At 71.7% G+C, this 12005-nt stretch carries 11 protein-coding genes; 1 reads left to right on the top strand and 10 read right to left on the bottom strand.

Features of this window, described 5'->3' with window-relative positions; genetic code table 11:
* Window positions 1–7: 7 nt before the first annotated feature.
* From ACZ4MF_RS39175 to ACZ4MF_RS39140, 8 genes are all read right to left on the bottom strand, one after another.
* The gene (locus tag ACZ4MF_RS39175) at window positions 8–220 is read right to left on the bottom strand and encodes an EF-hand domain-containing protein (protein WP_467497811.1); all 213 of its coding nucleotides are present in this window, start codon (window positions 218–220) and stop codon (window positions 8–10) included.
* Window positions 221–279: 59 nt separating this feature from the next.
* The gene (locus tag ACZ4MF_RS39170) at window positions 280–1182 is read right to left on the bottom strand and encodes a MerR family transcriptional regulator (protein ID WP_467497809.1); all 903 of its coding nucleotides are present in this window, start codon (window positions 1180–1182) and stop codon (window positions 280–282) included.
* A 76-nt stretch (window positions 1183–1258) separates the two neighbouring features.
* Window positions 1259–2446 (bottom strand): YncE family protein, encoded by a 1188-nt coding sequence (locus tag ACZ4MF_RS39165; protein WP_467497807.1) that lies wholly within the window; start codon window positions 2444–2446, stop codon window positions 1259–1261.
* Window positions 2446–3264: a polysaccharide deacetylase family protein gene (locus ACZ4MF_RS39160; RefSeq protein ID WP_467497805.1), complete on the bottom strand. Its 819-nt coding sequence runs from the start codon at window positions 3262–3264 to the stop codon at window positions 2446–2448. Before ACZ4MF_RS39160 ends, ACZ4MF_RS39165 begins: the two co-directional genes overlap by 1 nt.
* Window positions 3265–3349: 85 nt before the next feature.
* Entirely contained in the window at window positions 3350–3853 is a 504-nt protein-coding gene (locus ACZ4MF_RS39155; protein ID WP_467497803.1) for an ATP-binding protein, read from the bottom strand.
* 310 nt (window positions 3854–4163) lie between these two features.
* Window positions 4164–4931, bottom strand: a complete 768-nt coding sequence (locus tag ACZ4MF_RS39150) for an enoyl-CoA hydratase/isomerase family protein (protein ID WP_467497801.1) — start codon at window positions 4929–4931, stop codon at window positions 4164–4166.
* Between the two features lie 80 nt (window positions 4932–5011).
* Complete coding sequence (locus tag ACZ4MF_RS39145; RefSeq protein ID WP_467497799.1) at window positions 5012–6247, bottom strand: L,D-transpeptidase; 1236 nt, start codon at window positions 6245–6247, stop codon at window positions 5012–5014.
* A 155-nt stretch (window positions 6248–6402) separates the two neighbouring features.
* Entirely contained in the window at window positions 6403–7614 is a 1212-nt protein-coding gene (locus ACZ4MF_RS39140; RefSeq protein ID WP_467497798.1) for a L,D-transpeptidase, read from the bottom strand.
* 219 nt (window positions 7615–7833) lie between these two features.
* On the opposite strand from ACZ4MF_RS39140, the gene glgX reads away from it, so the two are divergent.
* Window positions 7834–10080 carry a glycogen debranching protein GlgX gene (gene glgX / locus ACZ4MF_RS39135; RefSeq protein WP_467497796.1) on the top strand — a complete coding sequence of 749 codons (2247 nt, stop codon included), beginning with the start codon at window positions 7834–7836 and terminating at the stop codon, window positions 10078–10080.
* Window positions 10081–10111: 31 nt separating this feature from the next.
* Here glgX and ACZ4MF_RS39130 read toward each other — a convergent pair whose 3' ends face one another.
* Both ACZ4MF_RS39130 and ACZ4MF_RS39125 read right to left on the bottom strand, forming a co-directional pair.
* Window positions 10112–10756 (bottom strand): response regulator, encoded by a 645-nt coding sequence (locus tag ACZ4MF_RS39130; RefSeq protein ID WP_071370789.1) that lies wholly within the window; start codon window positions 10754–10756, stop codon window positions 10112–10114.
* Window positions 10746–11996 (bottom strand): sensor histidine kinase, encoded by a 1251-nt coding sequence (locus tag ACZ4MF_RS39125; RefSeq protein ID WP_467497794.1) that lies wholly within the window; start codon window positions 11994–11996, stop codon window positions 10746–10748. Before ACZ4MF_RS39125 ends, ACZ4MF_RS39130 begins: the two co-directional genes overlap by 11 nt.
* Window positions 11997–12005 lie beyond the last annotated feature (9 nt).

The following is a 12005-nucleotide window of genomic DNA, read 5'->3' as shown; positions in this document are numbered from 1 at the left end:
GGGCGGGTCACTTGTTCAGGTAGGCCCAGAACTCGTCGAACGACAGGACCTTGTCGCCGTTGAGGTCGCGCTGCTTGATGATGGACTCCGCCACCGACTCGGTGACGTTCCAGTCGCCGCCCTCGGCCAGCGCGTGCTTGAACTCGGCAGCGGTGATGAATCCGTCTCCGTTCGCGTCGATCCGCTCGAACTGCTTGCGTGCTTCCTCGATGTCCGCCACCGATCCGCCCCTTTTGCTCGTGTTTCTGTTGCCGTGCTGGCGTACTGACGCTGGTCAGATTAACGGGCCGCGCGAGCACGCAGCGCGGTGACCACCCAGGCGAAGTCCTCGGCGTGCGGCGGGGCGGGCTGCCGGTTCACGACGGAGATGAGTTCGCGGTACCGGGCGACGCGGTCGTCGAACCCCACTGCCATGCGTTCCAGTACGGCTTCCCGGTCGGCGTCCCCGAACAGCTCCGTCAGGACCTCGTCGGCCTCGGGCGCGGTGGGCTCGACGCCCCGCTCGCGCGCCGGGGCCACCAGGTCCACCAGCCGCTTGGCGAACCACAGGGACCGTCCGCGCGGCTGCCGGTCCGCGGCGTTGAACTCCATCGCGCGCCGCATCTGCGCCCGGAACTCCGGGTCCTGGAGCATCTCGGCCAGTTCCACCCAGGCGTCGACCTCCTCCGGCGTGGGGTCCTCCGCGAGGTGGACGGCCGTCTGCCGGATCCGCTCCTGCACGTCCGGGTCCACCGCGTCGAGCCCGTGGAGCGTCTCGTCCACGAACTCCTGCATGATCCGCTGCCGCTGCGCCGCCGACAGTCGCGCCAGCTTGTTCATCAGGGTCATCTCCTTGGCCGTCGAGCCTCGTCGGGCGACCGTCGACAGCACGGCCCGGGTCACCTTCAGCGCCCTGATCTGCGCGTCCAGCGCCGCCACATGGGCGGCCGCGACCTCCGCCACCGTGCGCTCCCCGGCCAGCACCCCGCGCACGTCCGCCAGGCCCAGCCCCAGCTCGCGCAGGGTCCGGATGAGCTCCAGGCGGGCGACGCCCTCGCTGTCGTACAGCCGGTAGCCGCCCGGGGAGCGGGTCACCGGGGTGAGCACGCCCTCGTCGGACCAGTAACGGATGGTGCGCACGGTCAGCCCGGTGGCCCGGGCCAGCTCGCCGATGGTGAGGAGTCCGGTGCCGTCGTCGGTCATGTCCGGGAGTCTGGGCCTTCCAGCGGGTGGAGACTCAAGGGGCGCGGAGCGGTCTGTGCGGCGGAGCGTTCGGTGCTCAGCGGAAGACGCCCGTGTGGCCGAGCGAGTAGCGGCCGGGCTGGGGGTAGACCGCGAGGCCGTGCGGGCCGCTGCCGACCTTGATGCGGGCCAGCTGCTCACCGGTCCGCGTGTCGATGGCGTACACCTCGGAGTTGTAGCGGCCGGACAGCCACAGCACCTTGCCGTCGGCCGAGACACCGCCCATGTCGGGGCTGCCGCCCTGAGGCAGCCGCCACTTCTTGGTGAGTTTGTCCTGGGCGAAGTCGAAGACGGAGATCGTGCCCTCGCCCCGGTTGGAGATGTACATCTCGCGGGAGTCGCGGCTGATGTAGAGGCCGTGGCAGCCCTTGCCGGTGTAGAGGAAGCGGGGCTCGTCGAAGGTGTCGCCGTCCAGGATCCACAGTCCGTTCGCGACCATGTCGGCGATGTAGAACAGCTTGCCGTCCGGGGAGATCTTGACGTCCTGCGGCATCGAGCCGCGCTGTGGCAGCCTCCGCTGGTCGACGACCTCCATCCGCGCGGTGTCGACCTTCAGGATCTCTCCGCTGAACTCGCAGGAGACGATGAAGTAGCGGCCGTCCGGCGAGAAGTCGGCGTGGTTGACGCCGTAGCACTTGACCGGCAGCGTCTTGACGACCTTCATGGTGTGCGCGTCACGGAAGACCAGCGCGCGGTCCATGGAGGCCATGACGACGGCGTACTTGCCGTCGGGCGTGAAGTACAGGTTGTACGGGTCGTGCACCGCGAGCGACTTGCCCGCCTTGCCGGTCTTCGGGTCGATCGGGGTGAGGCTGTTGCCGAGGTCGTTGTTGACCCAGAGGGTCTTCAGGTCCCAGGACGGCACGACGTGCTGGGGCTGGCGGCCGACCGGGATCGTGTCGATGACCTTGTAGGTCGCGGGGTCGATGACGGTGACGGTGTTGGAGTTGGTGTTGGGGACGTACACCCGGGAGGGGAAGTCCTTGACGACCGGGGAGAGCTGGTTCGGGTGGTCGGCGGCGTAGAGGTCGTCCGGGTTGTCGACCGCGGGCATCCCGGGGAGCACGTCCACCCGCTTCTGGTCCACCTGTGGCCGGGCGGGCGCCTTGCTGCCGAGAGCCTGGTCGCCCCCCTTCGAGGATCCGGAGCTGCACGCGGACAGCAGGGACAGGGCGGTCAGGGCGGCACCGGCGGTCAGCAGCCGGGCGGCTTTCGTGGTGCGCATCAGCTCAGCAGCTCCGTGGTGGTGACCGCGCGCAGTCCGCGGCGGTCGAGTTCGTGGAGGACGTCGGGCAGGGCGGTGACGGTGTCCGGGTACCCGAAGTGCATGCTCACCACCGACCCCTTCTTCACGTCGGCGAGAACCTTGCGGGTGACGGCGGCGGCGCCGGGGCGGGTGTAGTCGAGCGAGTCGACGTCGTACGACAGCACGTGCGGATACCCGGCCTCGCGGGCGAGCCGGACGACCAGCGCCGACGCGGTGGGCGAGCGGGAGGGGCGGAACCAGGTGCCGATGGATCCGGTGAGCCGCTTCAGCCGGTCCGCGCAGTCGGTGATCTCCTTGCGGGCGTCCGCCTCGGCCATCTCGTTGACGGAGATGTGCCGTTGGGTGTGGTTGCCGAGGTCGTGGCCGCCGTCGAGGATCCGGCGGGCGATGTCGGGGTGTTCGTCCAGCCAGGTGCCGACGGCGAGCACGGTGAGGCGGGCGCCGTGCTGCTCCGCCGTGTCCAGCAGGGAGTGGGCGATGCCCGGATCCCCCTGGCCGTGGAAGGTGAGGGCGACCTGGGGACGGGTGCGCGGGCCGTGGGCGATCTGGGCGGGCAGGCCGGGATAGGCGCGGGGAGCGGGGGCGGCCCGGGCGCCGGGCGAGGGACGGCTCGTGGTGTGGGCGCCGGAGGGGGAGGCGGTGGGGGACCCGGGGTCCGGGGTGGCGGCCGGGGCGGTCTTACCGGCACCGCAACCGGCGGCGAGCGCACCGCCGGCGACGAGTCCGGCGCCCGCACGCAGCACCCCGCGTCGGTTGGTCGTGGTCACCCGCACCATTTAAGGGCGGGGAGGTAAGAAAAGCGCCGATTAGCCCGATTGAGGGATGACTTCGGGTCGCGGTCGCCTCGGCGCAAGACGCCGGCTACCGGTCGGACACCCGCATCTCGAACCAGGTGGTCTTGCCGCGCGGCAGCAGGTCCACGCCCCACCGGTCGGAGAGCTTGTCCACCAGGAACAGGCCGCGGCCGCTGACGTCCAGGTCCTGAACCGGCATCAGACAGGGCAGCCCGCGCGAGGGATCGCGGACCTCGACCCGGATCCAGCCGGGGCGGCGGTGCATCCGCAGGCCGAAGATTCGGGCGCCGGTGTGCCGTACGGCGTTGCCGACGAGTTCGGACACGAGTAAGACGGCGTCCTCGGTGATCTTGGGGGTCAGCCGCCAGGTCCGCAGGACGACGACCTGGGTGAGCCGGCGGGCGGTGGCCGCGGATTCCGGGCGGGACGGCAGCGGGACCTCCGCCTCCGTCGGGTTTCCGAACAGTTCGAGCGCCTTGAGCGCCTGTTCGTCCTCGACCCCGGGCGACCAGCGTGCCGCGGCAGCACGACCGTGTCCCCGCGGCTGTTCGATGCCCTCCAGCCCCGCCATGCCCCCATGATGGCCGTCCGGAGGCGCCTTGGGGGCCGTTCCGACGGAATACGCCCCCTGCACGCCCCCACTCCCACCTCTGCGCGTGGCATATGCCGACGACACGTCGACGTCCGGTGCGACTCGGTTGACCTGCGCGGACGGCTCACTTCCGGGCAATCGACAGGCTCCCTCGACGGCACAGGCTTAAGGTCGCCTTAAGGCTCCCATAAACCGCCCCATCGAGGGACCCGGATGAGACGACACGTCAATTGCAAGGGGAACAGCGGGAGTTGCGGCCGAAGTCACCCGGAAGTCCACACGCTGACGCTCAGCGGAACGTGGCCTTGCCCGGGCCCTCCTCCACGAAGCTGCGCATGCCGGTCTCGCGGTCCTCGGTGGCGAACAGGCCCGCGAACCAGTTGCGTTCGACGGCGAGCCCGGTGTCGATGCCGGTCTCCAGGCCGGTGTCCACGGACTCCTTCGCCGCGCGCAGCGCGATCGCCGGCCCCTGGGCGAGCCTCGCGGCCCAGGCGTGCGCCTGCTCGTACACCTCGCCGGCCGGCACGACCCGGTCCACCAGGCCGATCGCGAGGGCCTCGTCGGCCTTGACCTGACGGCCCGTGAAGATGAGGTCCTTGGCCTTGGAGGGGCCGACCAGCCGGGGCAGGCGCTGAGTGCCGCCGGCGCCCGGGATCAGGCCGAGCAGGATCTCGGGCTGGCCGAGCTTGGCGTTGTCGGCGGCGATGCGGAAGTCCGCGCACAGGGCCAGTTCGCAGCCGCCGCCGAGGGCGTAGCCGGTGACGGCCGCGACGACGGGCTTGGGGATGCGGGCGACGGCCGTGAAGGCGTCCTGGAGGCCACGGGAGCGCTGGATCATCGCGGCGTGATCCATGTTCTGCATCTCCTTGATGTCCGCGCCCGCCGCGAACACCCGCTCGCCGCCGTAGATCACCACGGCGCGCACGTCGTCGCGGCGCGTGACCTCCTCGGCGAGTTCCTTCAGCCGGTCCTGGGTGGCGATGTCCAGCGCGTTCATCGGCGGACGGTCGAGGCGCAGCGTGCCGACGCCTTCGGCGACTTCGAGATTCACGGTCATGGGATGCAGGTTAACGGGGACTAACGGCGGCGGGCCCGGTGCCGTAGGTCACAGCACCGGGCCCGTCCGTCAACGTGGGCTCACTTCGTCCAGTCCGCCCACGACATGTTCCAGCCGTTGAAGCCGTTGGCCGGGTCCACCGTGCGTTCGTTCGCGTGCTGGACGATCACCACGTCGCCGATGAGCGAGTGGTTGAAGAACCAGGCCGCAGGGGTGGAGCTGTCGTAGCCGCCCTGCACGTCACGCAGGCCGATGCAGCCGTGGCTGGCGTTGTAGTTGCCGAAGGCGTCGCCGCCCCAGTAGTTGCCGTGCGCGAAGGTGCCGGAGCCGGTCAGGCGCATGGCGTGCGGGACGTCCTTGATGTCGTACTGCTTGCCGTAGCCCACCGTCTCGCTGTCCATGCGGGTCTCGGTGAGCTTCTCGCTGATGACCATCTGGCCGTTCCAGGTGTCGTAGCCGGGCTTGCCGGTGGTGACCGGGAGGGTCTTGACGACCTTTCCGTCCTGGGTGATCTTCATCGTGTGCTTCTCGGCGTCCACGACGGAGACCTGGTTGCGGCCGATCGTGAACGTCACGGTCTTGTGCTGCTTGCCGTAGACGCCGGAGCGGCCCTCGACACCGTCGAGGTTCAGGTCGACGGTGACCTTCGTGCCTTCCTTCCAGTACTTCTCGGGGCGGAAGTCGAGGCGGTCGTTGCCGAACCAGTGGCCCTCGACGTCGACCGCGGGCTGTGTCGTGATCTTGATGGACTTCTCGACGGCCTGCGGGTCGGTGATGCCCCGGGTGAAGTTGACGGAGAACGGCATGCCCACGCCGACGGTGGAGCCGTCCTCGGGGGTGAAAGTGCCGAGGAAGGTGTTCTTCGGGGTGAGGGTGGTGAAGGTGGAGTCCTCGGCGCTCTCGCGGCCCTCGGAGTCCTTCGCGACCGCGTGCACCGTGTACGTGGTGGCCGCGGCCAGGTGGGTCGACGGCGTCCAGGACGCGCCCCCGCCGCCGATGCTGCCGTCGACCTTCGCGCCCTTGGCGTCCTTGACGGTCACCTCGGTCAGCCTGCCCTTGGCGACGTCGACCTTCAGCGCGCCGCTGGTGTCGACGCCGGTGGCGCCCGACTTGGGCGATATCGTGACGGCCGCCGCCGACTGCTGCTTGCCCTGCTGAGTGCTGGAGCCCTTGCCGTCGGCCCCCGCCCCCTTGCCGCCACCCCCGCCGCACGCGGCGAGCGACAGCACCAGGGCGCCGGATATCAGCGCCCATCCTGTGTTCCTACGGCCTCGCCGTCCCGCCGTCGACGCCCCCGATATGGGCCGCACGTTCAAGTCGTCTCCCCTCGCCGGACCTGGTCAGGCCCGCTCCCCACCACACTGGTGCGCGCATATTAACCGCCTGGTTTTGAGCTCGGTGTCAGGTGAATGTCACCGTTCCGTCGCAACTTCCGCCCGCACCCCCGCCCGTACCGAAAACCCTCCCCCGGTTACTTCACCGCGCTGCCCGCATTCCACTCCTGCCAGGTCATGTTCCAGCCGCCGAGGCCGTTGTCCGCGGCCACCGTCCTGTCCCGGCTGCCCACGACCTCCACGACGTCGCCGATGAGGCTGCGGTCGAAGAACCAGCCCGCGGGCGTGGCCGAACTGCCGCCCTTGACGTCCCTGAGCCCCACGCACCCGTGGCTGACGTTGACGTGCCCAGGGGCGTCCGGCGACCAGTAGTTGCCGTGCAGATAGGTGCCGGAGGCGGTGAGCTTCATGGCGTGCGGGACGTCGGGGATGTCGTACTCGCCGCCGAAGCCGACCGTGCGGCTGTTCATGCGGGTGACGTCCTGCATGTCCATCACCACCATCTTGCCGTTGTACGTCGGGTTGCGCGGGCCGCCCGCCGTGATCGGCACGGTGGCGAGGAGCTGGCCGTCGCGCCGTACCTCCATGGTGTGCCTCGCCGCGTCCACGAGGGAGACCTGGCTGCGGCCGACGGTGAAGGCGAAGGTCTTGTGCTGCAACCCGTAGACGCCGGGCGCCCCTTGGACGTCGCGCAGGTCCAGCCCGACGGTGACCTGGGTGCCGGGCTTCCAGTAGCGCTCGGGACGGAAGTCCAGGCGGCTGCCCCCGAACCAGTGCGGGCGGATCTCGACGGGCGGCCGCGCGCTGACCCGGACGGCGCGTTCGACGGCGGCCCGGTCGGCGATCTCCCGGCTGAAGGCGAGCGAAACGATCATGCCGGTGCCGACGACGGCACGGTTCTCGGGGGTGACGTAGGCGATGAACCGCTCGGCGGGGACGAGGGTGGTGAAGGTGGTGTGCCGGGCCGAGCGGCGGTCGTCGGCGTCCCGCGCCACCACGTCGACCGTGTACCGGGCGGCGAGCGCGAGCCGGTCGTCGTCGGGCCGCCAGGTCCGTCCGTCGGCGCTGACGCGCCCGGGGACCGGGAAGTCCTGCGCGTCCTGCTCTCTGACGACGGTCACCTTCTCCAGCCGCCCGTCCGGCACCCGGATCCGCAGCCGCTCGCCGGGGCGGACGCCCGTGACGGCGTCGCCGGGGCTGACGCGGATGACGTCCCGCGGTGCCCGGGGCTTGTCGTACGCCCCGAGCGGTCCGGAGCCCCCGGAGCAGCCCGCCAGCAGTGCCGCCCATGTCAGTACCGCGGCCAGCGCGGCTCCCGCGCGCCGTGCGCGTCCTTGTACGTGCCTCACGCGGGACTCAACGACCGGGCCCGCTCGGGGGAAACGTGAGTGCGACGCACGCACTGGGCAGAAGAGAGGGAAGGACGACACGTTGGGGAGCCTCCCCGGAGGGGGACCCCAGCCCGGACATGAGCCGCACGGGGGCGCAGCCGTGCCGGAGGGCCGAGCGGGATGCTCTTCGGCCGGTGGACCGCGCGCCGTCCCCCGGGCTGAAAGAGGGGCCGACAGGTGACGAGCGCAGCAAAGCGGCGGGCACCGGCCGGGCAGCCGGCCGTCGGGACGGGGCAGCAGCCGTCCGGGCTGAACGGCGTCCGGCACGCCGCGGCGCCGACCCCGGTGGTCTGGCCGGGCGCGCCGACCCCGCTGGGGGCCCGGTTCCGGACCGGCCCGGACGGGGTCGCGGGCACCAACTTCGCGCTGTGGGCGGGCGGGGCGGAGGCGGTCCGGGTGTGCCTGTTCGACGAGGGCGGCCGCGAGACCCAGGTCCGGCTGACCGAGCTGACGCACGAGATATGGCACGGCTTCGTGCCGGGCGTGATGCCGGGCCAGCGCTACGGCTACCGGGTGGACGGCCGCTGGGACCCGTGGACCGGTGCCCGCTGGAACCCGGCCAAGCTGCTGCTGGACCCGTACGCGCGGGCGGTGGACGGCGAGTTCGGGCTACCGCCCGAGGTGTACGGGCACGTCCGGGACTGGCCCGAGCAGTACGTCGCCGACACCGTGCGCGACGAGCGGGACTCGGCGCCGTACGTGCCGAAGGGCGTCGTCGTCGACGATGACGACGACTGGGAGGACGACCGGCGGCCGAAGACCCCGTGGGCCGACTCCGTCCTCTACGAGCTCCACGTGCGCGGCTTCACCAAGCTGCACCCGGGGATCCCCGAGGAACTGCGCGGCACCTACGCCGGGTTGGCGCACCCGGCCGCGATCGAGCACCTGACCAGGCTGGGCGTGACGGCCGTGGAGCTGCTCCCCGTCCACCAGTTCGCGCACGAGGACCACCTGCTGCGCCGGGGCCTCGTCAACTACTGGGGCTACAACTCCATCGGCTACTTCGCCCCGCACGCCGGCTACGCGGCCACCGGGACGACGGGCCAGCAGGTCGGCGAGTTCAAGCGGATGGTGCGCGCGCTGCACGCGGCCGGCATCGAGGTGATCCTCGACGTGGTCTACAACCACACCGCCGAGGCGGGCGAGTTGGGACCGACGCTCTCCCTGAAGGGCATCGACAACCGCGGCTACTACCGGCTCCAGGGCGACGCCCGCCGCTACGCCGACTACACCGGCTGCGGCAACACGCTGCACGTCGTCCAGCCCCAGGTGCTGCGGCTGATCACCGACTCGCTGCGCTACTGGGTGACCGAGATGGGCGTCGACGGCTTCCGCTTCGACCTCGCGGCGGCGCTGGCCCGCTCGATGCACGACGTCGACATGCTCTCCCCGTTCCTGGCGGTCATCGCCCAGGACCCGGTGCTGCACCGGGTGAAGCTGATCGCCGAGCCGTGGGACGTCGGCTCGGGCGGCTACCAGGTCGGCGCCTTCCCGCCCCTGTGGACGGAGTGGAACGACCGCTACCGCGACGCGGTCCGGGACTTCTGGCGCCAGGCCCTGCCGGACGTACGGGAGATGGGCTACCGCCTGTCCGGCTCCAGCGACCTGTACGCCTGGGGCGGCCGCCGCCCGTACGCCTCGGTCAACTTCGTCACCGCGCACGACGGGTTCACGCTGCGCGACCTGGTGTCGTACGAGCGCAAGCACAACGAGGCCAACGGCGAGGACAACCGCGACGGCACCGACGACAACCGCTCCTGGAACTGCGGCGTGGAGGGCGAGACGCAGGACGAGCGGGTACGGTCGCTGCGCCGCCGCCAGCTCCGCAACCTCCTGACGACCCTGCTCCTGTCCACCGGTGTGCCGATGCTGGTCGCCGGCGACGAACTCGGCCGCACCCAGGGCGGCAACAACAACGCCTACTGCCAGGACAACGAGATCGGCTGGCTGGACTGGTCGCTGACGGCCGAACCGGGCTGGCGGGCACTGACCGACCTGACCGCCCGCCTGATCGCCCTGCGCCACCGGCACCCGGTGCTGCACCGCCGCGCCTTCTTCTCCGGCCGCGCGCACTCGGCGGACGGGCTGCGCGACCTCGCCTGGTTCACCCCGCGGGGCACGGAGATGACCGAGGCCGACTGGTACGCCCCCGCGGCCACGCTCGGCATGTACCTCTCCGGCCGGGACATCCCGGGCCGCGACGAGCGGGGGGCGCCGGTCGTGGACGACAGCTTCCTCGCGGTGCTGCACGCGGGCGAGGACCCGACCGCGTTCGTGCTGCCGGGCCCGCCGTGGGCGCGGCGGTACGAGGTGCTCGTGGACACCGACCGCGAGGACCAGGCGGAGCCGCCGGGCACGGTGCATCCGGCGGGGGCGCGGATCACGGTGCCGGGGCGGTCCGTGCTGCTGCTGAGGGTGGTCTGAGGGGCCCGGGCCCGCGTGCGGGCGGGCCGGCTCAGCCCAGGATTCCCCGGTCGTACCCCGTCGCCACCGCCGCCGCGCGGTCGTTGACGCCCAGCTTGGCGTACAGGTGGGTGAGGTGGGTCTTCACCGTGGCCTCGCTGATGAAGAGTTCGCGGGCGATCTCACGGTTCGACGTGCCCTTGGCGACCAGGGCCAGAACCTCGCGTTCGCGGGCCGACAGCGGCTCGCCGGACGGGGCGCGGGGGGTGCGGACCGCGTGGACCAGGCGGGAGGCGACCGCCGGGGAGAGGACCGTACGGCCCTCGGCGGCGGCCCGCACGCCGGTGAACAGCTCGTCGCGCGGTGCGTCCTTCAGCAGGTAGCCGGTCGCGCCCGCCTCGATCGCGGGGAGGGTGTCGGAGTCGGTGTCGTAGGTGGTGAGGACCAGCACCTTGGCGCGGGCGCCCCGGCGGGTCAGCTCTCGGATCGCGTCCACGCCCGAGCCGCCCGGCATCCGCAGGTCCATCAGGATCACGTCCGGGTCCAGGGCGGCGGCCCGCGCCACCGCCTCGACGCCGTTCGCGGCCTCCCCGAGCACGCGGAAGCCCGGCGCCGACTCGAACATGCCGCGCAGGCCGTCGCGGACGACCGGGTGGTCGTCCACGATCAGCAGGGAAATCACGGTCTCAGCGGTCATCGCCGACCAACGGTACGCGAGCCGACACCGCCGTGCCGTGCCCGGGCTCGGACTCCACCGTCAGGGCGCCCGCGATGCGCTCGGCGCGGGCCCGCATGCCGTCCAGGCCGAAGCCGCCGGCGCGGGAGCGGGCCGGTACGGCGGCCGGGTCGAAGCCCGTGCCGTCGTCGCGGATGTCGAGGGTGACCTCGTCGCCCATGAAGGAGAGGGTGACCCCGACCCGGGTCGCGCCGGCGTGCCGGGCCGCGTTGGACAGGGCCTCCTGGGCGATGCGCAGCAGCGTCGCCGAGACCTCGTCGTGCAGCTGCTCGGTGGTGCCGGTGACCGTGAACTCGGCCCGCACGCCGGTGCGTTCGCCCCACTCCGTGACCGTCTTCTTCAGCGCCTCGGGCAGTCCGCCGGCCGTGAGCTCCACCGGCGCCAGGTTGTGCACCGAGCGGCGGGCCTCGCCGAGGCTGTGCCGGGCCAGCGTGGAGGCGCGCTCCAGATGGGTGCGGGCGGTGGTCAGGTCGGGGGCGTTCGCGACGACCTGGAGCTGCGCGATGATCCCGGTCAGGCCCTGGGCGATGGTGTCGTGGATCTCGGCGGCGAGCCGGCGCCGCTCGTCGGCCACGCCCGCCTCCCGCGCCTGGACGAGGAGTTGGGCGTGCAGGGCGGCGTTCTCGTCGAGGGCCTGCTGCAGCGCCGTGTTGGTGCGCTCCAGCTCGGCGATGGTGTCGGCCTGGACACTGAGCCGGGCCTGCTCCTGCTCGGCGAACCGGGTGAACACGCTGACCATGCCCATGTTGACGCCCAGCACGAGGAAGAAGCCGAGCCACATGACCAACCCGTGCGGTGGCCAGCCGCCCACCTCGCTGCCGGCCATGGTGACGGCGGTCAGGAAGAGACCCGGCAGCACCAGCCGGCGCGGCAGCTCCCGGCCGGCGGTGTAGTAGCCGCTCACGGCGTAGAAGGCGAAGAACGGGTTGGCCCAGGTCAGCACGAAGGCGATGGCCCAGCGCAGGAGGTAGAGGCACACCCCCGTCCGGCTCGGGCCCGGCCGCGTCCGCTTCACCCTGCCCCAGTACAGCTGCAGCACGACGGCCACGGGCACGAGTGCGGTGCAGACGATCATTCCGGTCCGGTCCATGCCGACCGGGTGGGCGGAGATCGCCGCCGCGACGACACCGGCGGCCAGCAGTGCCCAGGGCCCCCAGGTGTCGAAGGACGCCCGGGGCGGCGGCTGCACGGTGCTCGTCATGCCCCCAGT

This window comes from Streptomyces sp. NPDC025793, assembly GCF_055558375.1.
The sequence above is the reverse complement of the archived record's forward strand: the minus strand, read 5'-3'. Positions and strand labels throughout refer to the sequence as shown.

Bases quoted from the DNA above. Each gene is read 5' to 3' on its own strand.
- ACZ4MF_RS39125 (WP_467497794.1), bottom strand. From the start codon at position 11,996: ATGACGAGCACCGTGCAGCCGCCGCCCCGGGCGTCCTTCGACACCTGG.
- ACZ4MF_RS39130 (WP_071370789.1), bottom strand. From the start codon at position 10,756: ATGACCGCTGAGACCGTGATTTCCCTGCTGATCGTGGACGACCACCCG.
- ACZ4MF_RS39150 (WP_467497801.1), bottom strand. From the start codon at position 4,931: ATGACCGTGAATCTCGAAGTCGCCGAAGGCGTCGGCACGCTGCGCCTC.
- ACZ4MF_RS39155 (WP_467497803.1), bottom strand. From the start codon at position 3,853: ATGGCGGGGCTGGAGGGCATCGAACAGCCGCGGGGACACGGTCGTGCT.
- ACZ4MF_RS39165 (WP_467497807.1), bottom strand. From the start codon at position 2,446: ATGCGCACCACGAAAGCCGCCCGGCTGCTGACCGCCGGTGCCGCCCTG.
- ACZ4MF_RS39160 (WP_467497805.1), bottom strand. From the start codon at position 3,264: ATGGTGCGGGTGACCACGACCAACCGACGCGGGGTGCTGCGTGCGGGC.
- ACZ4MF_RS39170 (WP_467497809.1), bottom strand. From the start codon at position 1,182: ATGACCGACGACGGCACCGGACTCCTCACCATCGGCGAGCTGGCCCGG.